Source organism: Ruegeria sp. YTSA064 (assembly GCF_059610325.1).
Window position 1 is genome coordinate 252,591 of the sequence record NZ_JBXWNK010000006.1, and the last position, 22,355, is coordinate 274,945.

General features: G+C 52.7%; 20 protein-coding genes and 1 riboswitch. Of the genes, 7 read left to right on the forward strand and 13 right to left on the reverse strand.

The genetic code is table 11. The annotated features are described in order from the left end of the window. Window positions 1–128: 128 nt before the first annotated feature. The 7 genes from AC2FI7_RS11295 to AC2FI7_RS11325 form a co-directional block, all read right to left on the reverse strand. Complete coding sequence (locus tag AC2FI7_RS11295; protein ID WP_010441608.1) at window positions 129–1,325, reverse strand: cytochrome P450; 1,197 nt, start codon at window positions 1,323–1,325, stop codon at window positions 129–131. Between the two features lie 49 nt (window positions 1,326–1,374). After that, complete coding sequence (locus AC2FI7_RS11300; RefSeq protein WP_496833391.1) at window positions 1,375–1,767, reverse strand: OsmC family protein; 393 nt, start codon at window positions 1,765–1,767, stop codon at window positions 1,375–1,377. 29 nt (window positions 1,768–1,796) lie between these two features. Further along, window positions 1,797–3,089 carry a TRAP transporter large permease gene (locus AC2FI7_RS11305; protein ID WP_496816161.1) on the reverse strand — a complete coding sequence of 431 codons (1,293 nt, stop codon included), beginning with the start codon at window positions 3,087–3,089 and terminating at the stop codon, window positions 1,797–1,799. After that, window positions 3,089–3,631 (reverse strand): TRAP transporter small permease, encoded by a 543-nt coding sequence (locus AC2FI7_RS11310; RefSeq protein ID WP_010441611.1) that lies wholly within the window; start codon window positions 3,629–3,631, stop codon window positions 3,089–3,091. Before AC2FI7_RS11310 ends, AC2FI7_RS11305 begins: the two co-directional genes overlap by 1 nt. 7 nt (window positions 3,632–3,638) lie before the next feature. Continuing rightward, complete coding sequence (gene dctP, locus AC2FI7_RS11315; RefSeq protein WP_010441612.1) at window positions 3,639–4,649, reverse strand: TRAP transporter substrate-binding protein DctP; 1,011 nt, start codon at window positions 4,647–4,649, stop codon at window positions 3,639–3,641. 227 nt (window positions 4,650–4,876) lie between these two features. Beyond that, entirely contained in the window at window positions 4,877–5,329 is a 453-nt protein-coding gene (locus AC2FI7_RS11320; protein ID WP_010441613.1) for an Lrp/AsnC family transcriptional regulator, read from the reverse strand. Between the two features lie 124 nt (window positions 5,330–5,453). Further along, window positions 5,454–5,609 carry a hypothetical protein gene (locus tag AC2FI7_RS11325; RefSeq protein ID WP_010441614.1) on the reverse strand — a complete coding sequence of 52 codons (156 nt, stop codon included), beginning with the start codon at window positions 5,607–5,609 and terminating at the stop codon, window positions 5,454–5,456. Between AC2FI7_RS11325 and AC2FI7_RS11330 the strand changes: the two genes are divergently transcribed. Next, window positions 5,550–5,999 (forward strand): O-methyltransferase, encoded by a 450-nt coding sequence (locus AC2FI7_RS11330; protein ID WP_496833394.1) that lies wholly within the window; start codon window positions 5,550–5,552, stop codon window positions 5,997–5,999. The two genes, AC2FI7_RS11325 and AC2FI7_RS11330, sit on opposite strands and share 60 nt — an antisense overlap. Next, on the forward strand, window positions 5,996–6,919 hold the full coding sequence (locus AC2FI7_RS11335; RefSeq protein WP_496816162.1) for a hypothetical protein: 924 nt from the start codon (window positions 5,996–5,998) through the stop codon (window positions 6,917–6,919). Before AC2FI7_RS11330 ends, AC2FI7_RS11335 begins: the two co-directional genes overlap by 4 nt. 151 nt (window positions 6,920–7,070) lie before the next feature. Here the strand turns inward: AC2FI7_RS11335 and AC2FI7_RS11340 are convergent, their stop codons facing one another. From AC2FI7_RS11340 to AC2FI7_RS11355, 4 genes are read right to left on the reverse strand one after another with little or no spacing between them, the layout of a single operon-like run. Continuing rightward, a complete protein-coding gene (locus AC2FI7_RS11340; protein ID WP_010441617.1) occupies window positions 7,071–8,084 on the reverse strand; it encodes a FecCD family ABC transporter permease in 1,014 nt (337 codons plus the stop codon). A gap of 1 nt (window position 8,085) precedes the next feature. After that, window positions 8,086–9,033: an ABC transporter substrate-binding protein gene (locus tag AC2FI7_RS11345; protein ID WP_010441618.1), complete on the reverse strand. Its 948-nt coding sequence runs from the start codon at window positions 9,031–9,033 to the stop codon at window positions 8,086–8,088. Window positions 9,034–9,049: 16 nt separating this feature from the next. Next, window positions 9,050–9,835 (reverse strand): ABC transporter ATP-binding protein, encoded by a 786-nt coding sequence (locus AC2FI7_RS11350; RefSeq protein WP_010441619.1) that lies wholly within the window; start codon window positions 9,833–9,835, stop codon window positions 9,050–9,052. Then, window positions 9,832–10,188 (reverse strand): DUF1636 family protein, encoded by a 357-nt coding sequence (locus AC2FI7_RS11355; RefSeq protein ID WP_010441620.1) that lies wholly within the window; start codon window positions 10,186–10,188, stop codon window positions 9,832–9,834. Before AC2FI7_RS11355 ends, AC2FI7_RS11350 begins: the two co-directional genes overlap by 4 nt. A 237-nt stretch (window positions 10,189–10,425) precedes the next feature. Further along, a riboswitch (cobalamin riboswitch) is annotated at window positions 10,426–10,633 on the reverse strand. A gap of 331 nt (window positions 10,634–10,964) precedes the next feature. Here AC2FI7_RS11355 and AC2FI7_RS11360 point away from each other — a divergent pair. Both AC2FI7_RS11360 and AC2FI7_RS11365 read left to right on the forward strand, forming a co-directional pair. Continuing rightward, the gene (locus AC2FI7_RS11360; RefSeq protein WP_010441621.1) at window positions 10,965–12,032 is read left to right on the forward strand and encodes a catalase family protein; all 1,068 of its coding nucleotides are present in this window, start codon (window positions 10,965–10,967) and stop codon (window positions 12,030–12,032) included. Between the two features lie 18 nt (window positions 12,033–12,050). After that, entirely contained in the window at window positions 12,051–13,703 is a 1,653-nt protein-coding gene (locus AC2FI7_RS11365) for a peroxidase family protein (protein ID WP_010441622.1), read from the forward strand. On the opposite strand, the gene AC2FI7_RS11370 is transcribed toward AC2FI7_RS11365, so the two are convergent. Beyond that, window positions 13,700–16,702 (reverse strand): ATP-binding protein, encoded by a 3,003-nt coding sequence (locus AC2FI7_RS11370; RefSeq protein ID WP_029621953.1) that lies wholly within the window; start codon window positions 16,700–16,702, stop codon window positions 13,700–13,702. The genes AC2FI7_RS11365 and AC2FI7_RS11370 overlap by 4 nt on opposite strands. A gap of 430 nt (window positions 16,703–17,132) precedes the next feature. On the opposite strand from AC2FI7_RS11370, the gene AC2FI7_RS11375 reads away from it, so the two are divergent. From AC2FI7_RS11375 to AC2FI7_RS11385, 3 genes are all read left to right on the forward strand, one after another. Further along, on the forward strand, window positions 17,133–18,362 hold the full coding sequence (locus AC2FI7_RS11375; RefSeq protein WP_010441624.1) for an AGE family epimerase/isomerase: 1,230 nt from the start codon (window positions 17,133–17,135) through the stop codon (window positions 18,360–18,362). 143 nt (window positions 18,363–18,505) lie between these two features. Continuing rightward, window positions 18,506–18,748 (forward strand): hypothetical protein, encoded by a 243-nt coding sequence (locus tag AC2FI7_RS11380; RefSeq protein ID WP_010441625.1) that lies wholly within the window; start codon window positions 18,506–18,508, stop codon window positions 18,746–18,748. Between the two features lie 40 nt (window positions 18,749–18,788). Next, entirely contained in the window at window positions 18,789–20,066 is a 1,278-nt protein-coding gene (locus AC2FI7_RS11385; RefSeq protein ID WP_496816163.1) for a hypothetical protein, read from the forward strand. Between the two features lie 314 nt (window positions 20,067–20,380). Here the strand turns inward: AC2FI7_RS11385 and AC2FI7_RS11390 are convergent, their stop codons facing one another. After that, window positions 20,381–21,844, reverse strand: coding sequence for an aminotransferase-like domain-containing protein (locus AC2FI7_RS11390; RefSeq protein WP_238528789.1), 1,464 nt, complete (start codon window positions 21,842–21,844; stop codon window positions 20,381–20,383). Window positions 21,845–22,355: the final 511 nt, after the last annotated feature.

The window sequence follows — 22,355 nt, forward strand, 5'->3', positions numbered from 1 at the left end:
CCATTGGCATATTATTCGATAATTATGAACGAAGAATAGGGTTGTTATTGGGTTAATTCACCAACTCTAAGTTTCTGCCACACCGTTATCGAGGCGCTCGTTCAATGCCGCCTCCGCATTTATCAAACTCAACGGAGAAAAACCGGCAGTGAAGTCGGGCCACGAAAAGCAAAACCCCTGAACTCTACAGCCCGCGAGGGATCGGCCTGCATATTTGGAAAACACCGGAACAAATACGGCAGCAGTGCATCGCTTACCAGTCGACGATACAGATCGCCCCCCATACACCGATGCGGACCCAACCCAAAGGTCTGGTTTGCACTAAGCGGGCGATAAATATTGAACAGATGTGGGTCCTGCCAGTAGTCTTCATCATGATTGGCCGAGCCCTGCACAACCAAGATTGTTTCACCTTTAGGCAACGTTACTCCGCGTAGGGCAATTTCACTGGCAACTATACGTGGGCTGGCCTGAATAGGGGCAACCCAGCGCAGCCCTTCCTCACATGCCAAGTCCCAACGATCGGATTCTATGCAGTGATTTAGCTGATCCGGATTGCGTAGAAGCCCGTGGATCGTGGTTGAAATCGCATCACGGCTTTCGACCACCGCGCCCCCGATACAGATTTTTAGATTTGTGCGTATCTGACTTAGTGAAAGTGGATTAGGCGCATTGACCATCACTGACAAAACGGAAGGATTGGGGTTTTCGCGATGAAAATCGATCATCCTGTCAAAACACCGGTTCATTTCATCGTTGGCACGATCGCTGAGCGCAAATACGGCCGGGTCAAAACCCGAGTTCATGGCCCCCGTGATCAAGGCATTCGCCCAACTGAAAAGTTGATCCTGATCGTCAGGCTGGATGCCTAAAACGTGTTGCAGGTAGAGCGCCGATAGCGGAGCCGCCAAGGTCTGGCGAAGGTCCGTTCTGGTCTGATCGCGCAAAGCGGATACAGCCAATTCAGTGACTGCTTGGAACCTAGCCCTCCAGGTATCGCAAATGTGGCGAGCATGAAAGGTTTCCACCATTGCATTTCGCTCGTCCAGATGCGCCGGACCATCTTTACGCATCAACGTGTTGCCACCAAACGCTCGTTCCATTGCCGTCCTGGAATCGGAGGAATGAAAATGCTGTGAATCCGTTTTGGCCAGATAGGTGTCGTCTGCCTTAGTCAAAACAATCCGGCCGATCGCCTCTATCCGGACCACAGGCGCTTCGCGCCGCAAACGCCGATAGACAGAGGCTGGATCTCTGTCGAGCATTTCAAGGGTCGTGTCGGAATCTACGGGAACTTCGTGCCTCGCAGCAGAGGGTTCGGTCATGGCTCTGCTCCTTGTACCGAGAAATTGGCTGGCAGCGGCATTCAGGCGATCAGGCCGCCTGAATGTTGATCTCGACTTCGGTGTTCAATGAGTTGCTGACAGTGCAAATAGCTTTAGCCTGCTTCAAGATGCGGGTGGCCATCACCCCATCATCCACCACATCGCCGATGATCGTGATCTCGGCCTTCTCCAACCGACCGGGCAATTCAGGAGACTTGGTGCCTACAATTTTGACCGTGAAAGGATTCAACTGCGATTTACGTTGCGCAGCCGCCCACTCGACTGAACGTATGATACATGAACCAAGCGACGCAATCATTGTGTCCACCGGAGTTTCATGCGGCGGATGAGAAATAATGTCGTCAGTATCCCCATAGGCATAGCTGAGTTGTGCACTTCCATCGAAGAACACAAAGACCGGTCCGAAACTTTTGGGCCTCACTTTCAGAACCACAGGGCTGAGCTCCTTTATCAGAATAGCAGATTTGGCAGGAAAAGCGCCAATGCAGGGAACATCGTCAGTACCAGAATGGCGAACAGATGGATCAACCAGTAAGGCACTGTTGCCACCGCGACGCGTCCCAAACTGACTTCATTATTGGTCAGCGCCGTCAGGACAGATAGATTAAGTCCCACCGGGGGTGTGACCTGTCCAATCTCGATCACGATGGTGATGATTACTCCGATCCAGATCGGATCAAATCCCAAGCCCGTCAAAAGCGGGAATACCACCGGCAACGTCATGATCATCAGGGACAATCCGTCGAAGAAACATCCCAGGATCAGATAAATCAGAACGACGATTAACAGCACACTGTAGGTTCCCATACCGCTTTCTGCGACCACCTCGAGAATTTGCTGAGGGACACCCAGGATACTTGTGGATTTTGCCAAAATGGTTGCGCCCAGCACCAGAAAACCAACTGCAGCGAACAACAGAACGGACTGATACACCGCCTCAACCAATTTCTTCCAGGTCAAATCCCCCCAAATCGAAGAGATAATGACTGCCAGCACAACGCCCACACCTGCGGCTTCGGTTGGCGTTGCCAAACCACCCACAATGCTGCCGATCACCGCGAAAATCAGTGCCAGAAGTGGCCAAATCTGTTTGAAGCCTGCTAAGGCTTGCCACAACGATACCGGCTCCTGGTCACGTGGAGCGATCGACGGGTTGCGAGAGCATTTTACGAAGAGATAGGCCATGAACATCAGACCCACTAGGAAACCCGGGATAATGCCTGCGGCAAACAGGCGGCCGATCGAGGTTTCCGTCAATGCGCCGTAAATCAAGAAAGACAGGCTCGGCGGTATCAGCAGCCCCAGCGTGCCTCCGCCAGCCAGACTTCCAACTACGGTGTCTTTGTCATAGCCGCGCTTGGACATTTCAGGATAAGCAACCGATCCGACCGCGGCTGCTGTCGAAAGGCTCGAACCGCTGACGGCTCCAAACAATGTGCAAACCGCAATGTTAGTGTGCAGCAACCCACCTGGAATTCGCCGAAATAGAGGCGAGAATGCGGAATAGGCTTTCTCGCTGATTCCGCTCCGCAGCAACACCTCACCAAGCAAGATGAACATTGGCACCGCGCTGAGTGTGAACGAGTTGAAAACGCTCCAGATTGCGTCGATTGCAAGCGAGGTCGCGCCGTTTGAGAAAAAGTAAAGGATAATAAGCCCAGTCAGGCCCAATGCGGCACCCAAAGCGACGCCAGTACCGGCGGTGGCAACCAGCACCCCAATCAGAGTAAGCCAAAATGACATTAGCGGGCCTCGTCGGTAAAGCTTTGTTCCATATCTGCTTCTGAGTCATCCACTCGGTCCAGAACACCGACCAGACGGGCCACAAAAATGGATAGGGTTAGCGTCAGAGAGATCGGCATTAACGCCATCCAGGGGTAGAGCAGAATCCGGGTGGTTTCCGTCTTGAGATAGCGCATGAAAGCAAACTCGAACCAAGGGATCGTCTCGACGATCAACCAGAGAAAGAAGATTATACCAACCAGCAGCGCGACTATCTGCACAACGACATGCATCTTGCCTTTTATCCTGTCGGCCAACAGCGAAACGCGCACATGTTTGGCCCGCAAGGTGACCATCGGCAAACCCAAAAACAACGAGACGCTCAATAACAGTCCAACTACTTCCTCTGTGATGTGAAGAGGCGAGTTGGCAAACTTACGCATCAGGACACTGGTTACGATAATGCCAACAATGGCAATCATTCCCAGTGCTGATGCCGCCGCACACGCAAGGGCCAGACGATCCAGCCCCTGCGCGATAAAGTGTTTTAATCTTGTTGCCATCTTAGAATTAGCGGCCCAAAGCGGTCAGAACACGTTCGCGGTAGGCCGGTGCGTTTCCACCAGCTTCTTCCGCCAGCATTTTCCATGTTTCGGTTACCGAGGACACAAAGAGGGCCCGGTCTTCGTCAGAGAAGTCTTCACCCCAGGTCACACCCTCTTCACCAAGTTTTTCACGGGCAGCAAGCTCACGCTCGAAGTCATCTTCATACTGGTTGGTACGGTCCCACAAATCATCTGCTGCTGCAGTGATCGCCGCTTTGGTCGCCTCATCCGTCGCGTCCCACTTGTCGGTGGCCACACCGATTACGTATGGGCCGGATGCCATCGGATAAAGGAATGACGCATACTTGGCCACTTCCTGCAACGAGACCGTATGCGCATAGAGCGCCGGGTAAAGGGCACAGTCAACGACCCCGGTCTTGAGCGCCACATACATTTCTTCTTGCGGGATGATCTGCGCGGCTACACCCAGACGGGTGAAGGTTTCGACCTGATCACGCGCCCAGACACGCAGCTTCTTTGATTTGAGATCCTCAAGGGTGCGCACGGGCTCATCCCGGCAGAAAACTGAAACCGACAGCATCGGGATTGCGACATAACCCACTGAGGACACACCCCAGTCAGCAAACTCTTCTTCATAGATATCGCGGACTGTCGGGATTGCTTTTTCGAACTCCTCGATCGAGCCGATGGTGCCCTGAACAACTACGGAGCTTAGCGCAGGAGCGTCACGCCCTAAATAGTTGGCCCACATCAAGCTCATTTCCACTGCGCCTTTGGGCAAAAAACGCAAGGTATCCGTGTTGGGCAAACCCAGCGAACCGCCGCTGTAGAGAGTAATCTCAGAGCCTTCCGCGAGTGCGCCGTTCACATCTTCGACGAATTGCTCCAGCTCAGCCGTTTCCGGGCGTGTTTCCGGAAGAAAGTTGTTAAGGCGCCACTCATCGGCCATCGCTGGCGAAATGGCTGCTCCTATACCCGAAATACCGAATGCGGCAGCTTGGATAAGTCTATTCATATCGTGTCCTCCTGATGGAAATGATATCTGCGACCTGGTGAATATTATCACCAAAATATCAACCGATTTCAGATTATCCTGTGTATGTGACCACAAGAATGGGGAAAACTTCGCCTAAAGTTTACGATCGCCCCTAGTGCGATTCTTCCCAATCGAAAACAATCCAATCATGCACTTACAATTAGTTTGGACCAACCAAATCGGGCTGTTCACGTGAAAATCAAAGTTCAAGAGATTTTTAATGGCCGCTGCTCAGCGATTGCTTCCATCGAGAAATAGGAGGTAACTGAGTCAAGCTCTACTTCTGAAATCAAGCGCTGATATACCAGATCATACGAGTTCATATCCTCAGTGATGACCTTTATCATGTAGTCGTAATCGCCCCCGATCCGGAAAAAATCTACGACATCCGGAATTTTCAATACGGCGCGGCGGAATGCATCAAGCCATTCCGTCGAATGATGGCGCGTTTTCACCATCATGAAGACTACCAAGCCGAGGCCAAGTTTCTCGCGGTTAACGCGCACCGTCGAACCAACGATTACACCGGTCTCGTTCAACCGCTGCAAGCGTCGCCAACAGGCGTTCTGAGACAAGTTGACCTTTTCGGCAAGCTCTCGCTGCGAAAGAGAACTGTTCTTTTGCAATGCCTCAATGATTTTTAAGTCTTTGTCATCCATCTACGCACGCAATTCATTCAATTGACCCATAAAACAACAAAAAACACAGGAAACTCTTACACACAACGCAATAGTATTGATTCTACCACGATTTCTCTGACCCCACGAAATGAATCGAGCCCCATCAACCGCCAGACTGACGTCCATCGACAAGATCGACGCTTTTCTCGCCCAGTGAGACACCCCACGCGTTTTTGAATACGGTAGCGGTACCAGCACAATCTGGGCCGCGCGGCGCGCTCATCATGTCACCAGTGTCGAACATGATGTCGATTGGCATCCTGTAATATCCAACCGGCTGAGCGCGTTTTCCAACGTTGAATTGGGGCTGATTGAGCCCGATGCCAACTACAATCCAGAATACGGATCAAAAAAACCTGGCAATACTTCGCACAGCTTCGAAAATTATGTCACTGCAATCGAAGGCGCAGAAGGTCCATTCGACGTCATCATCATAGACGGACGCGCACGGGTGGCTTGTTTGAGGCACGCGATAGCACACGTTGCACCTGGTGGCATGATCGTATTTGATAACTCTGGCAGACGGGAGTATCGCAGCCCGATTGAAGCGGTGGAGGCACAGATCAAGACCTACCGGGGGCGCGTTCCATCACTGCCCTACCCCGATCAAACGACACTGATCCAACCCACCCCTGTAGCAGAGAAATGACACTTCCAAATAAGTTAGGGCGTGGACAGCGGCGCGCGCTACGCGTGATAGGCTGGGCCATTGTTGCCGTGACTTTGTACTATTTTACCGTCGCGGTTGCACAGCACTGGTCCCAAATTGCGGCTTGGTCTCCTGGCTGGCAGGCGTGGGCAATCGTATTTGCGGCAATATTTTTTTATTCAACCGCTTTGTTGCTATTGGCCGAGCTTTGGCATGGGCTGGTCCAGGGAACGCAAGACCAAACATTTTCACGTGCACTGACGTTTTCAACCTACTCCAAAACGCAGATCGCGAAATATCTACCGGGAAACGTGTTTCAATATTTGGGCCGACATATCGTTATGGCTGACCATGGAGCAAGTCAGGGTGGGTTGGCGCTCGCAAATATTCTTGAAATTTGCACTCTTATTCTGGTCGCGGGGCTTTTCGCTCTAATTGGATTTACATTTGGTGCAGCTCCCCACTCACTAGAAATATCTGAGGTCATACCCATTCATTGGCTTGTACCGACAGCGATGGTTATTGCCATTTTGATGATCATACTGATTACAAGAATGCTTCGAGCGCAGCCCAACACGCCGTCGCGACAAAGGCTTATCTACGGATCGTTGCTTGCTTCCATCTTCTTTTTAGCCATGGGTTTTACTTTGTTGGTATTGGTTGGATTGGTTTCCGGTGACTATGACCCTGCCATCATAGTCATTGCCGTGACGTCTTGGCTGTTAGGCTATGTCACTCCTGGCGCGCCTGGAGGGATCGGAATCCGTGAGTTTGTTCTGCTCATTTTTTTACAGGCCTACATATCTGAGGCAGAAGCGCTGATTGCAATCGGGTTGTTTCGCGTGGTCACATCACTGGGTGATCTGGCATTCTTTATCGGCGGCGCTTTTCTGTGGCGTATCTCGCCAAGAGTAGAATGATCATTTGATTGCCAAACTTTTAGCCCGACTGCACCTTTCAAATAGAGTAAACTATTGAGAAGTTGGCAATTTTAGGCTCATTGCGACCATCAAGAAGCGGAGATGCGATTAAATCCGGAAAGCGATAGCTGCGGCTGTTCATCACTTAAATTCACCGCTGGTTTCTTGCTGTTCTGAACAAAAGCAAAAATACAAAAACCGAACCAATGGAAGTCGTGACAATCCCTACTGGCAACTCCTGTGGCGCCAGCAAAAGCCTGCTGAGAATATCCGAACCGGTCAATAACGCAGCGCCAACAATCGCGGCAGTCGGTACAAGGTGGCTGTGCAAAGGTCCCGCAATTCCGCGGGCTATGTGTGGCACCATTAAGCCAACAAATCCGATCACACCCGCCACCGAGACAAAAACTGCAGTTGCCAAAGCCGCCGTGAAAAACATGCTGAATCTCAATCCCTGAACAGGGACCCCAAGAGTTGCTGCGGTTAAATCCCCCGTAAGCAGCGCGTCCAACCAACGACTGCGATACAGAGAATACGTTAGGATCAGGATCAGCCCAACACAAACAAGCGGAAACGTCTCCCAGCGGGCCAGGCCCAATCCACCTAACATCCAGAAGATCACCGAGTGGGCAGCGCGGTTGTCACCCGCAAATATCAAGTAGTTGGTGATGGCTGAAAACAGGAATGAAACCGCCAATCCTGCCAGGATTAGTTTCTCTGGCGCACTTGTGCGCAAACCGTGAACCAGCGCCAATACAACGCCCGACGCGACGAGCCCTCCGCAGAAGGCGGCGAGCGGCAGTGTCCAAAAACCCAGCACATCTCCGGTTACGGTGATGACAAACACCGCACCTGCGGCGGCCCCCGAAGACAAGCCAAAAAGAAAAGGGTCGGCAAGATCGTTGCGAGTCGTGGTTTGTAGGACGACGCCAACGATACCAAGTCCGGCGCCTATCACAGCGGCGAACAATGCACGGGGCAACCTGAGATCAAACACGATCCGGTGCATCGGAGACATTTCGCCGTCGTCGATACCCGTGCCACGCATAATAGCAGTAAATGTCTCAGACACCGGGATCGAGGTAGTTCCGTAAATCGTGGAAACCAGCACAAGGGCGGCCAAAATAGCCGCCCCCAGCAGAAGTGTTAGGCCAAATCGGCCCATATCAGTTGAGGCCCGGATGCATCGCTTGAGCCATTTTCGAGATCGCCTCAATATTTGCGGGGCCAGGTGTCAATTCTTCGTACCGCAAGCCGATCCAACGCTCATTCTTGACGGCATCGGTCTGCGACATCACCGGATGCTCTTGCAGGAATTTGAAGGTATCTGCTGCGCCGTTGCCGGTCTGATAATCCAGCAGCACCAGGAATTCGGGGTTAGATGTGGCTACGGCTTCCCAGGAACTACGCCCCCAGCTTGTATCCATGTCATGGGTGACATTCTCACCACCCGCCGCAGCGATCATAGCATCGGGAATGGCAAACTTCCCAGCAGTGAACGGTGCATCCGCCGGACCATCCAACAAGAAAACTCGAGGCTTCGGCAGCTCGGTCGTTTGCGCTTCGATCGCGGCCAATTCGTCTTTCCATTCACTCACTAGCGCCTCGGCCTTGTCCTCGACCTGCATAACCTTGCCAAGACGCAGAACATCGTCAAACAGCAGGTCCATGCTGGACTCGGGGCGATCCTTGTCCAAATGCACACAGCTTTCGGTCAGGATCATGGTTTTGATCCCGAAGGGTTCCAATGTGTCTGGCGTCACATCCCCACCCGGTTTCATTCCATAATACCAGCCCGCGAAAAACAAATCTGGGTCCGCTGCGACGAGGTTCTCAACAGTGGGGTATTTCGGCGCGAGCTCCGGAATGTTACCCCGCAAGGTATCGAATTCCGGGCTGGTCTTGTACCAGCCGGTGATCCCGGTGAGGCCGACGATCTTGTCCTGTAGCCCCAAAGCAAAAGCCATATCCGTCATGTTCATGTCATGCACGACCAACCGTTCCGGCAACGTCTCAAACACAAGGGGTTCGCCGCAATTGTCCACGGTGACTTCCTGCGCTGCAGCGCTGCTTGCAATGGCAGTGACCAAAGCCACGGACCAGATGTGTTTCATCAATATTCTCCTGAGTTTATGTAGAAACAGTGGTTCTTCGGATATCAAGAGCCGGTATCACGCGACCCTCATGGTGAAAGCACAGATAATCCACGCCAAAGGTTTCACGGACCCGTTCGGGCGTCAGAACTTCGGCAACAGTGCCAAATCCGGTCAGGTGCGTGGATTTCATCAAAGCAACATGTGTGGCAAATTCAGGGATCATGACCAAATCGTGCACGATCATTACCACTGTGACCCCAAGATCAGCGACCAGCGATAGCATCCGCCCCTTTGCGTCCGGATCCAAATGATTTGTGGGTTCATCGAGAAACAGCAACGAGGGGTTTTGTGCCAAGGCGCGAGCAATATGAGCCCGCTGACGCTCACCCCCAGAAAGCTGAGCCATCCGCTTGTCCGCCAACATGCCTAAATGGGTGAGGTCTAATATCCGGTTCAGTTCGCGCGCATGATCTTCGGCCGAGCGATCTGCGCGTATGGGGATCTGACCCAATGCCACATAATCACGCAGTGACAGACGCCCGTCAGGAAATTCCTGCTGGCTGACAACGGCTATCATGCGGGCGCGTTCTTTTGCGGATAGGTGCTTGAGGCTTTGTCCATTCATACGCACATCCCCCAATGCCAGTGCCTCGGCACCACAGAGTAGATTCAAAAGCGTTGTTTTACCTGCCCCGTTCGGACCAGCGATCGCAAGAATAGCGCCCTCGTCCAAGGCGAACGAAACGCCTTGCAACAAGATATCTCCGTTAAGCGCGTAATATTCCAGATTTTCGGCTATCAGAAAGCTTTGCTTGGTCATAGCGCTTCCTCAAGCTCAATACGCGGCAGGCGTGAGAGAGTTTTTGTGAACAATGCCCGTGGCCGATCAGTGGCTTTTGTCCAACCATCGCCACTGCGCAGATACTGATGGGCAAATTCAACGATCGCGTCCAAATCTTTATCTGTAGAAATGTCACCAAATAGATATTGTGCTTTGCCACGGGCCTGAAAGCCGATGGTGGTTGGCCTTTCACAACCCGCCATACAATTCACAGAGCGGATCACAAATTCCCTCGGCAATTTATGCTTCAAAGCCTGGGGTACTTTGTCTGCACTTTCGCCACTTCTGCAGCTCGCGCAGACAAGAAGGATATGATCAACATTGTTCGTCATCTCGCCACCTTTATTGCGCAATTAAAGTTATTGCTATGCTATATCGTAACGTTTTGAGTATTCTGAACACCGCGTTGGGCACCCCGCGTCGGCGGTTCACGTTGTCGACAATGTATTGATCAGCGATTTTCGCATTTCTCACTCCGCTTGTTTCCAAGCGCAGACGGAAGCTGCCAGTCGTGCACACACGTGTATAACGTGCCATCAATACCTCCTTCCAGGACGCCCCGCCCCGGGTTGGTTGAACAATTGATGGCAGGTCTCCTGACTTGCGGGTCCGCGCTTGGCCAACCTTCCCGACCCTTGGGGTCAGTGGCTATTTGGCATAGCTCACCGCTTACAGTTGCGGGGGCAGTTACGGAATTGGCGCCGCGTGGCATTCCTCACCGTATTCCCTTTTCATCCCTCTGACGTATCGTTGGGAACCATCTGCTGCCTGAGTGCCCGAGATCAAGAAATGCGTCAATAACTTTCTGTCAGCATAAGTCTTCCAAGGTAAGCCAACGCAACGCTAGCGAACACGGCGCCAACCGCGCCCGTTTGGAAGTCGTAAATCGATTGATCCCACCCTACCAATTATTGACCGGTATACTTCATTCTGACGCGAAAACGGCTGTTTGAGGTCGAAAGGATTGAGGCAATAAGGCTGCCATAAGTCACTTCATTTGAAAGAAAAACCAAAAAGGGTTAATCTGCGGGCATTTAGAAGGGGTTGGCTGTCAGACATATTTGTAGAGGTTAATTATTGCCTGGGCTTGCTCGGGAAAGGGGGTTCGTTGACACATTATTTGCCAAACACTTCACCTGAAGACGTGGTTGACGATATCATCGATCAGAATTTTGAAGCGATCGCGAAGTGGAAAGGTCGAAGGTTAAGAGCGCAACATGGGCGCAGCCATGGGTGTGTCAAAGCCACTTTCACAATCCGGGACGATCTGCCGGAAAGGTTGCGCCATGGCCTTTTCGAAAAAGCAGCAAGTTATTCTGCAGCAGTTCGCTTTTCCAACGGTGCGCATCTGGATGATCGTAAAACCGATGCCCATGGAATGGCGGTCAAACTATTTGATGTGCCGGGCACCAAACTGATCGACGTCGAGGCGCTTTCACAACTCAACATCTCGCAAATCAGCGATGAGTTCGACTTTGTTCTTGTCGATCGGGACACTTTCCCCAGTTACCTTTCCGACGATTATGAACGGCTAAGCAGCCTGATCGCCACGCTGCAAGCCCTACAGCACGCGTCAAATAAGCGTCGCAGCTGGTCATTGAAGCTGATCACTCGAGGGTTGGTGGCCCTGTTTCACGCATTTGCCACACAAAAAGGCAGGCGACGTCTTCAGACTGCGAGCGATTTTGCCTCGAACTACATGCAGTCGCCATTCGAGGCGCATTTCTGGTCAACGACGCCCTATCGGCTGGGGACTGACCTGACAGTACGATACCTCGCCCGCAGCGTTCGACATAAGGTAGCAACTAAACCGGTGGACGAGCATGACGGCATCAGCCGGAAACTCCGTCAGGACGTCGCCGGTGACGGCAATCGATTTGAGTTCTGTATAATCGAACCACCGCGTAATGATGGCGACTTCGATCCGCTCGACAACCGCGTCCGATGGGCCTGCGATCCACAGCCAGACGCACCACTTGACCCGTTTCATCGCACGGTTACACCCATCGCAGATATTACCATCGAAAGAGATGCAGAATTTGATCCGCTCGATGGTGATACCCTTTCATTTTCGCCATGGCGTGTGACCGCCGAGCACAAACCTCTGGGTCCGATCAACGAAATCCGGCTTAAGACTTACCTCAGCCTCGCGCGCGCCCGTTTTCCAAACCGATGATCAATTGGAGCCATTTAGATGCTGAATATTGATGATCTTATCAATCTTGGGTTCAAGATCGCACCACGCACGACAAGCTATATCTCAGCCATGAGGCTTGCGAATGCAGCGCGGGTGCACCGGCCGCGACCCTATACATTGTGTGCGGACTATACCAGCTGGCCGGGCGTCTATTCCAACCGCTGGATTGGTCGTCACACACCGCCCGAAGATCCCTCACCGATCCTGCCATCGGAAAGTGAAGTGGCCGACTTGTTTCGCCGCAGAACACAGATAGATGGCAGCCCGCTTACCTTGTTGTGCCCGCAAGGCACGACCGTTCTTTTCATATCGGTCGCGCAATGGTTCACCGACAGCTTTCTGCGGACCTTCGGGCCAACCGGACCGTTTGATCAGACTGATTCAAACCACGAAGTCGATCTTTGCCAGATCTACGGGTTGAATGATTTTCAAACTGATATGCTGCGCGAAAGAGACCCCGAAACAGGCGTAATGACCCACCGACTGGCGTTTCGGATGGACGACAATGGCGAAATGTGGCCGCCGAAGCTGTTCCAGAAAGATCAATCCGGTGGAGTTAAGCTGGCCCCGCCATTTGATGGCAGTCTCGCCGAGGGTGATGATGCTGCGCGGCCCCTGCATGATCCGTGCAAGCTGCGCAACTCCCTGAAACGCGCACATCCCGAGCTGACGTGCCAACAAGTCGATCAAAGGCTGCTTGATTTTCACGCAACCGGCCTGGACAACGGCAACGGCACGATCGGCTATACTGCCATCAACACATTGATGATGCGCGCGCACAATACATTTGCCGATCTTCTCTGGCGCGAGAAACGCGGCACTGACGGCTGGGATAAAGAGCGCGTGTTCCAAACCACGCGATGCACTCTGATCGCGCTGCTGATCAAACTGGTGATCGAGGACTATATCAGCCACGTGGCAAACATGCCTTTTCATCTGCCGGTCGGCGTCAACCGCTGGCAGCGTTGGCATCACTCAAACCAAATCGCGATTGAATTCAATTTGCTGTACCGTTGGCATTCAATGATCCCCGAGCGTTTCATCATCGACGGCGCTCAGGTCGAGCCGACTGGTTTCCGGTTCAACCCTCGCCTCGTCGAACAAACGGGACTTGAGGAAATGATCCGCTCTCTCTCGCGCCAACCCGCAGCCAGGATATCGCTGCGCAATACACCTGATTTTCTGTTCGAAAGGCCTGCAAAAGGTGTGCCCTCACCGGTCGAAGCAACGATTGCCCTTACACGCAAAGCACGACTTCCCTCGCTGAACGCCTATCGTCATCATTTTAAACGTCGAGTACACTCGAGCATCGCGGATCTTGTGGGGGATCAGCCCTTCGCCGACGAGCTAATCGCCGACCTGAGCAGAATGTATTGCAATGTTGACCGGATCGAGTTGTTTCCGGGCTTGTTCGCCGAGCAGCACAAGGGGACCGTCATTATGGGTGACTTGATGACGTCAATGGTGGGGTATGACGCGATCACGCAACTCATGAACAACCCAATGGTCTCAAAGAACCTGTACTCGGCCAAGACCTTTTCGCAAACGGGACATCGGCTGCTGCTAAAAACCTCTTCATTTGCGCAGGTCGCTGAATTTGTTGGTCTGAATCTTGCCCCGGATGACTGTGCATTGGGCCGAAGGCGCTAGGCCGAAACCCCGGCATCATTCAGCTTGGCAAGACGTGCAGCAATCTCAGGGTCAACTGGTCGCAGACGGGCCAGATCTTCTAATGCTCGTTTCTCATACAGAGCAGCTCCCTGATCACGGGCCACCTGTATCGCCGTTCGGCACGCGGCCTCGGCCTCATCAGAAGCGTCTTCCTGCTTTGCCAGCAGCGCAGCTCTGATCCGGTTTAGCTCGGCTTCGTAATTCCGCTCTCCGGTTTGATCCGCAAATCTTAAACCAGCATCAACTGCTTCCAGACCTTGTGGGATTTGACCAAGCGCGAGAAAGCCACGCGCAAGTTCAGTATGGACAAGAACACCTGCCGCCTTGGCTCCAGTTGCATGCATTTTTTCCCAGGCCGATTGCAGCAAGGCGACGCCCTTTGCCGGTTCGCCCGAACGTATCGACGCACCCGCGAGATGCGCGGTTGCAACCGCGTTGTAATATGGGCCAACACTGTCTCGCACGATCTTTGCAAAAGTCTTTGCCATATGCGGATAATCCGGATGATCGGTCTGCATGTAGATCTCGGTCTGCCAATGCATCGCATTTGCCACTGTCAGCGACTGCCCCAATACCCCTGCAGCATCAACCGCACTTTTGGCGCGAGCCAAAGCACGTTCAGTTTTTCCCAGGAAACTGTCGACCAAAGCAGCCATGCTCTCGATCTGTAACATCGCCGCGACATCCGGATCGTTTCCTGCCTCAGCAGCGTGTGCTTCGGCGTGCAAAGCTGCTTTTTCCAGCGCAGTCGCCGCAGCTATGAACTGTCCACGCGGTGCAAGCGCTGATCCACGTATGTAATTGCCGACCATGCACGTATGGTGATCATCATGGGCATCAATCATCGCCTGTCCCCAATGCTCGGCCTTGCGATAATCCCCTTTGACCATCGCGGCGGTAAAGAGACCCCTGCCGGCGCGCACCAAAGTGCGTCGGTCCCCGAGTTTCTTGGAAAGTTCAAAGCTACGGTCGAAGGCTGAAATTGCAGAATCCGCGCCATATCCGATCCGGACGCGTTCTGCGGCTGCAAGTAGAAACTGCAAGGAAAGTTCTGCCTCTTCACGATGTTCGGCAGGCAGTTTCTGCAGCAATCGCAGTCCGTTTCTAACGTGCTGCGCACCTTCTTGATTGGCATGGCGACGCAGGTTTATGCGAGCGGCTTCGATCCAGGCAGCCACGGCTTTGCCGGGCGCGCCTGCCAACTCCCAGTGACGTGCAATCTGTTCCGGTTTGCGGGCCGCCTCAGGCTGTGCGTTCAGTGCTTCGGCTGCGCGTCGATGTAAATGCGCCCGCCGGTCCCGTACGAGGCTTTGATAGGCTGCTTCGCGGACAAGTTCGTGCCTAAACCGCCAGGCCCCGGTCGCATTTTTCCCTGTACCCGGCAGGTGCTGCAGTAAACCTGTTGAGGCAAGCTGGTGTATTGCCTCATCAGCTTCGGCTTCTGAGATGCCGCTGATATGCGCCATCATTGGTACGCCAAATGTACTACCTATGACTGCCGCCTCGACAGCTGTACGGCGCAATTCACCCACTTCGTCTATTTGCTGCGCCAATAGGTCGTGAAGTGTCGCGGGAATGGCCCCCAGCCCACGTTCGGGTGAAGCTGCCATAGCCGTCGCGCATTCTTTGATGAAAAGTGGAATGCCGTTCCCACGGGTCACGATCTGCGCCATGGTATCATCACTAAGCTGCGCATTTGATGCGGCACCGGCCAAAACCGCAGCGGTGTCATCATCCAGCGGTGATAGTGCAGTTATCTGCAGCGAAGGGATGCGTTCTTCCATAGCCCGCGTGACAGGATTTCGCCCGGCCAACAATAGCAGAACAGGTAATTTGCTAAGATGCTCTGCCACAGCTTGAAGAACCGAAAGGGTCGACGGATCTGCCCATTGCAAATCCTCGACCACGACAAGCACCGGCCCTTCGCGGCTTAACACTTCAAAGACACGACGGAATATCGTAACGATTTCGGCGCGCAGCGCCTCTTCGCTGGCGGGTCCATGATCGCCGGGTCCTGGGGCGAGAACAAAAAACAAGGTGCCCAACTGGTCGTCATCCAGAATATTGCCCAGATGTTCCGTCATTCGGTTTCGTCGGATCGCGATGTCGTCGCTGTCGAGAATTCCGCACCAGCGTTCAATTTGTGAGATGAATGGAAAAAAGGGTGAGCTCACATGAAAAGGACTGCAATGATACGTCACCCAGGCCTGGGGGCCGACCGACGTACGCAGATCCCGGATCAAGTGGGATTTTCCAATTCCTGCTTCACCCTGCAGATAAATTACCCTTCCTTTGCCGGTTTCCACGTCAGACCAAGCCGCATGAAGTTGCGCTCTCTCAGCGTCCCGCCCGATCAAAGGTATCCGGTCTTTATCCAATACCTGAATTCGGGTCTCACCTGCCAAGCGATACACTGGAACGGGCCGATCAAATCCTGCAAGGCTCTTTGCACCCAGGCCATCGAACTCAAGCTGCTCGCCCCCCAGTGCACGGGTCGCAGCGGATATCAGCGTCCCACCGGGTTCAGCAAGGGCCTGTAACCGCGCAGCAAGATTTAGCGTAGATCCAAAGATCGCATCCGGCTGGATGTTGCTCCCGAGTGCAATATCCCCGACCAGCACGACGCCAGAAGCGATTCCGATGCGGCACTGCAATTCGGTCGGGCCAGACAATTCGGCCAGATCAGAATGTATGCGCAAAGCCGAGCGCATGGCCCTTTCGGCATTGTTTTCACAGGAAGAAGGCCACCCAAAGACCACCAAAACTCCGTCACCGACGATCTGCAGCACGCTGCCTCCAAAGGCATTGGTGGCATGTTCGACCAATTTCTGATAGCGCAGCGTGGTCGATAGCAAATCCTCGGGATCAAGGGTCTGGGCGAGAACAGTTGATCCGACAAGATCCACCATCATGACTGTGAGATGGCGATGCTCCATCGCGCCAAGATCAGTATTAGGACCAGCCGGGTGTAGTACCATCAGCTCACACCGTTTTCAGACATCGCATGACTATGCGATTGTTTGCTCACAATTGAACTAACACTGAACAATGAGAACATGCCCCCCTCGCAAAGCCTCATATAAACCTGCACTCGCCATCGCAGTGTGGCGACATGTAAGCTGCGAACACAGCCTATATGATGCAAGGCTATCTGGCTATGTCCAGCGTTACTCAGGTGCAGACTGCCTTCCCGTGCGAAACTTCATTGGTCCAATTTCACCAATCACTACACAAAAATTGCCCTAAACTCCCGTGGTCTGGTCAAACAAATCGGGGGTGGTAGTGTTTCCTCAAAATTAGGCATCTACCATTCTGGAAGAATTGATGCGATTGCAGCATTGAAAACCTCAAAGGCGGTATTGTGAGACGCGGCGTGCACCGTCGTTTAACGCAGGTGGGACGATAAGAATGACAACTGATAAGCTACTTCCGGTCGGGCTGGATTCTGAAACAGGTTTTTGGCTGGACACGCCAGAGCACCAGAACTGGTTGATGGAACAGGCTCGTCATCAGCTTGAATTTTTCAGTGCAAGCTGCCGAAATGGGCCTGGTTTCTTTCTGCTTGATCATGACGGCACCCCCCTGCCTGGCGAGGTGCAGGAACTGCACACGACCACCAGAATGATCCATTCTTATGCAATGGGTCATCTCTTCGGATTTAAGGGTGCCGAAAAGATAGTTGACCACGGTGTGGCATATCTTGAGAGCTATCACCGAGACGCGGAATTTGGTGGATTTTTCTGGGCGCTGGAAGGTGACCGCGTCGTTGATGATCGCAAACTGGCTTACGGGCATGTCTTTGTACTTCTTGCGGCGGCGAGCGCAAAGCAGGCAGGTCATCCGGGCGCGGACAGGCTCATGACATACGCTCGAAAGATTCTGGATACACATTTCTGGGACGAAGAAGCGGGACTGTTTTGTGACGAATGGAACAGAGATTGGACGCCGTCCTCCGACTATCGCGGGATGAATGCTAATATGCATGGTGTCGAAGCCCTGCTTACCGCGTTTGAAGCAACGGGGGACAAGGTGTATTTATCCCGTGCAGGCCGCATTCTGGATTTCTTTGCCGGCAAAGTCGCACCCAAAGAAAACTGGCGATTGCCAGAACACTACACGAGCGACTGGCAGATTGATCGCACATATGCGGGCGACCCGATGTTTAGGCCAGCCGGTACAACTCCGGGACATTCGTTTGAATTGGGACGATTGCAACTGCAATATTGGGATCTGTCGGGTCGCCCGAACACCGACGCACCGCATTCTGCGCGTCTGTTGATTGAACAGGCCCTGCGTGATGCCTGGCTTCCCGGCGGAGGCATCGCTTATACGTTGGACTTTGATGGACAAGTCTTAAACGAGAACCGGTTTTGGTGGCCTGTATCCGAAGCGATCAGTGCCGTCGCTGCATTGATCAGAATTGATAGAAAAGCAGAAGATGAGCGCTGGTACAGAACTCTCTGGGGTTATGCGAATGAACGATTTGTGGATCATCAAAACGGCGGCTGGTTTCCGGCTGTGGACGAAAACGGCAATGTCGTAACATCCATCTTTAACGGGAAACCAGACATCTATCATTCCCTACAGGCCTGCCTGTTTCCGCGTTCAGGTCGCCTATCGAGAATGCTGCCGTATTGACCTGCCAATCCCTGTCATTCAAAAGCGTGCAGAAGCCCTTCAATTGAAGAATCGGGGGAAATCTGGTAGTGTAGCCATATTCAACATCATCTGACGACCTGCCAATTCGGATACGTTTCCAAACGAACGGATAGGAGAGATGAATGGCAAATCAAGCTAGCAAAAAGCACAGTACCCGCAAAGGAAATGTCGAGGTTCGACCGCAACCGTCTGCCCAATCAGCTTTAGGTGAAAGGGCAGAAGCATCGGGCCTGATGACACCCCAAACTCTTAGTGAACGCGACGAGAAGGTTTCAAAGGTTCGCCGCAAGGGTGGCCCGCCATTAGAGGAAGACAACTCTACCAGTTCTGCAAGCGAGGCGGACTCGACCGAATTGGATTACTGACACATTTTCACATTTTGACATTAATATTACGGAGGCTGCCATGCCCTCGACCCATCAGCCAAGGATATTCAACACAGTAAATCTTACAGATTTTGATACAAACGGGCAAACGTCGACAGTCGGCGAGCCCACGGTCTCAAACAACGGAAATCAGATACTGGCCACTGGAAACTGGTACGCCAGCCGGTCTTTGGATGGTGGCCAAAGCTGGTCGCATATGAGCCCTTTCACCTTGTTTCCGCCAGCAGATGGAGGTTTCTGCTGCGATCAGACCACCATTTATGACCCAAGCCGGGATTTATTGATCTGGCTGCTTCAATATATCGAACAGAACGGGACCAACACATTACGTGTTGCGGTCAAGCAAGGCCGCACACTTGGAAATGACAACTGGAACCTCTGGGATTTCACACCGGCGGGAATTGACCCATCGTGGAACGGCGAATGGTTTGACTACAACCATGTCTCTCTTTCAGAAAACTACCTGTATGCGGGAACCAACGTGTTCTCGGCCAGCAGCAACCTTTTTAGGAGGTGCGTCATATTGCGAATATCGCTGGACGAACTTGCAGCTGCCGCTGGATTATCTTTTGACATCTTCGAAACGCAGCACAATTTCTCACTACGTTGTGTTCAGGGCGCGCGCGGTTCGATGTACTTCGCCAGCCACAATTCGAACTCGCAAATCCGTGTATTCAGGTGGCCAGAGAACTCACCGGACGTTGAGGAATTCGACATCGATGTCACCCCGTGGTTTGCGGGCAGCTATTCCGCGCCTACAGTTGGAGGCGGCGACTGGATGTCCAGGACCGATCCACGCATAATGGCCGGTTGGTTAGGGCGAGGCGCGCTGGGGTTCATGTGGACAGCCAACCAACAAGCCAACAGGCCAAACCCATTTGTCCGGACCGTGCGCATCGACGAAGCCACAATGTCCCTGATCGACGAGCCTGACATCTGGAATGATCAGATCGCGTTTTCCTATCCCTCGACAGCCGTAAATCGGTTCGGCGACGTCGGGCTGTCGATTTTCGCCGGTGGGGGCAATCTGCATCCAAGTCATGTCATTGGTACCTATGACGATATAGATGGAGTTTGGCGATTGTCCCTCGCGCGGCAAGGAACGCATACGCCGTCCTTGGGCAAATGGGGTGACTACACGAACTGTGCCGAGATTGCAGATGACGGGTTTACCTGGCTTGCCGCTGGCTACACGCTGCAAGGTGGGAGCACGCAAAGCGACATCGAACCAACAATGACTTGGTTCTCACAGCAGCGCTATGACGCGCCTCGACGTCATCCTCCTGCAATAGTTTAACCAACTAGATTAGTTTCAAAAGATTGGATCATACCATGCATACAGCGATGAAATCACAAGGAATAAAGTCTTTTTTGCGCCAGGAAGGACCGTGGTTGTTGAGTGCATTCGTCATAGCCGACTTATTTTATAAATGGGGCTCATTTGCCTTGGAATGTGTTGGTTTCTTACTGACATGGTACGCCCTAAGCTGGATCTCGAGCCTGCTTGTGCGGGTCTTCACGGGTGAAAACTCCGCTCTCGGCGAATAAACTTACCGAACTCCTACACACAGACTTCTCGCGATCAGCTTGGGCTTCAATTCAAACAAGCCTTCACGTACCCTGCAACTCAGTCACGATGTTGGATAACAGTTCAATTCCTTGCGGGATCAACCCCGGTTGGATTGATGAGACACCAACTCGGAAATGATGCTTCCCTTCCGCTGCCTTCGAGAAACACGGTCCAATCGGCTCTACGATAACGCCCCGTCTGAGTGCTGCATCACAAATTGTCTTAGCCTCGAGTTTTTCATCGGGATCGGCTAGAACGAAAACAGTACCACCGAATTCACCTGCTCTCAGAAAGCTGGGTAACCGCTCACGAATCATCGAGTCTGCCAAATGCCAGCGTTGTTCATAGTTCTGCCGCACCCGGCGTAGCAAACCGTCGTAATATCCTAACCTGATGAACGCGGCGGCAGTATGTTGCAGTATCATGGGTGGGTGGCGCATCATCATGCCCCGGCAATCTCGCGCTGCATCGATAAACTCAGGCGCGGCTGCCAAATACCCCAGTCGCAAACCCGGCGAGAGCCCCTTGGACAAGCTGCCCAAATAGATCAGGCGGTCGGTATCATCTAGGCTCCGCAGCGGCAGAAGCGGTGAATGACGATAGTCCACGTCGCATTCGTAGTCATCTTCGACGATGTAAAAGTCATAATCTTCAGCAGCTTGCAACAGTGCTCGCCGACGGCGTTCAGACAACGTGACTGTGGTTGGGTGTTGACGGTTCGGCGTGATGAACACCAGATCCGCACCGCGCAGGCGCTCGTCAACAATGAGACCTTCCTCATCCACGGGTTGAAAGCTCACCTTACCGAAATTGGCCTGAAGAATCTTGCGAGCATCCGGATAACCCGGATCTTCCATTACCGCAGTACGTTCACGCCCACCAAAGAGCAGGCTGGTAATAAAAAGCCCATTCTGTGAACCCAATGTAATCAGTATCGATTCACTGGGCTCGAAAATTCCCCGCCGTGGCAAAATGCGTTGCCTGACCTGTTCGACAAGCTCTAGGCTGTCATCATAAAGTCCATCTGCAGACCAGATCTTGAGGTCTTTTCGGTTCATTGCCAGCCGGGTGCACTCACGCCAATCCGCAACTGGAAACACACCATCATCGATCTGATTACACACAAAGGGATAGGCATATTTATACCAGTCTATTGGGCGCGGGATTGTCTCAATCTCTTCAGTACGACGCAGTTTGTTTAGTTTCTGGCTAATTGATGTAGCGGGCCTGGTATTCGACCGGCCAATCGCATCACTGTCCGTTCGTATCCCGCGGTCAGAACACACAAAATAACCGGACCGAGGCCGGGCCTCAATCAGTTGTTCTTCCTCAAGCTTTCGATACGCAGCGACAACCGTATTAATTGAAACATCTAAATCCCGCGCCAGCACGCGGCACGAGGCAAGTTTCAGCCCGGAAGGCATCAATCCTTCAAATATGAGTCGCGATATCTGCGAGACGATCTGGTCGCGCAATCCGCTGGACTGAGATTTATCAATACTCAATCGTTGTGTCATATCCTACAGGGTCCCAGTCACAGTTTCCGCCGCGCGACTTGCAAACTGTATCCTTGTTTTCAAGTGTTCCTTGCGAAAGGCAAAAGGCTAGTTATGCCCAATCGTCGCTCCGGAATCGCAGTCGGAAACAGGTGATCTGATTACGAATCGATTGATGATAACTCAAAAAGAAACTTCCACCAACCTTATGTAATAAAAGCGCTTCTACCGAAACGTGACTTCAATAAGTGTCCGGTAGGTGGGTATGTTCACTCGCCGTCAGTATACGGTCAGATACAAATTGTGGCGATCATCGAACGCCTCGCGCGATACAATCTGTACCCATTATTACAAGCAACTGTATCTTTCTCAGCGTTACTCCATCGCGTTTGCTGTAGCGATCCGGAAGGCTCCGCACTGAAACTAGGAGTAGTTCGGATCGTTCGATGCGATAAGGGAGGGAGACCGTTCGCATGGTTTTGCATGAGTGGAATACGCGTCAACACTCTGAGATGAGCTT

Bases quoted from the DNA above. Each gene is read 5' to 3' on its own strand.
- AC2FI7_RS11295 (WP_010441608.1), bottom strand. From the start codon at position 1,325: ATGACCGAACCCTCTGCTGCGAGGCACGAAGTTCCCGTAGATTCCGAC.
- AC2FI7_RS11305 (WP_496816161.1), bottom strand. From the start codon at position 3,089: ATGTCATTTTGGCTTACTCTGATTGGGGTGCTGGTTGCCACCGCCGGT.
- AC2FI7_RS11310 (WP_010441611.1), bottom strand. From the start codon at position 3,631: ATGGCAACAAGATTAAAACACTTTATCGCGCAGGGGCTGGATCGTCTG.
- dctP (WP_010441612.1), bottom strand. From the start codon at position 4,649: ATGAATAGACTTATCCAAGCTGCCGCATTCGGTATTTCGGGTATAGGA.
- AC2FI7_RS11320 (WP_010441613.1), bottom strand. From the start codon at position 5,329: ATGGATGACAAAGACTTAAAAATCATTGAGGCATTGCAAAAGAACAGT.
- AC2FI7_RS11325 (WP_010441614.1), bottom strand. From the start codon at position 5,609: ATGCCAATCGACATCATGTTCGACACTGGTGACATGATGAGCGCGCCG.
- AC2FI7_RS11335 (WP_496816162.1), top strand. From the start codon at position 5,996: ATGACACTTCCAAATAAGTTAGGGCGTGGACAGCGGCGCGCGCTACGC.
- AC2FI7_RS11340 (WP_010441617.1), bottom strand. From the start codon at position 8,084: ATGGGCCGATTTGGCCTAACACTTCTGCTGGGGGCGGCTATTTTGGCC.
- AC2FI7_RS11345 (WP_010441618.1), bottom strand. From the start codon at position 9,033: ATGAAACACATCTGGTCCGTGGCTTTGGTCACTGCCATTGCAAGCAGC.
- AC2FI7_RS11350 (WP_010441619.1), bottom strand. From the start codon at position 9,835: ATGACCAAGCAAAGCTTTCTGATAGCCGAAAATCTGGAATATTACGCG.
- AC2FI7_RS11355 (WP_010441620.1), bottom strand. From the start codon at position 10,188: ATGACGAACAATGTTGATCATATCCTTCTTGTCTGCGCGAGCTGCAGA.
- AC2FI7_RS11365 (WP_010441622.1), top strand. From the start codon at position 12,051: ATGCTGAATATTGATGATCTTATCAATCTTGGGTTCAAGATCGCACCA.
- AC2FI7_RS11370 (WP_029621953.1), bottom strand. From the start codon at position 16,702: ATGGTACTACACCCGGCTGGTCCTAATACTGATCTTGGCGCGATGGAG.
- AC2FI7_RS11375 (WP_010441624.1), top strand. From the start codon at position 17,133: ATGACAACTGATAAGCTACTTCCGGTCGGGCTGGATTCTGAAACAGGT.
- AC2FI7_RS11380 (WP_010441625.1), top strand. From the start codon at position 18,506: ATGGCAAATCAAGCTAGCAAAAAGCACAGTACCCGCAAAGGAAATGTC.
- AC2FI7_RS11385 (WP_496816163.1), top strand. From the start codon at position 18,789: ATGCCCTCGACCCATCAGCCAAGGATATTCAACACAGTAAATCTTACA.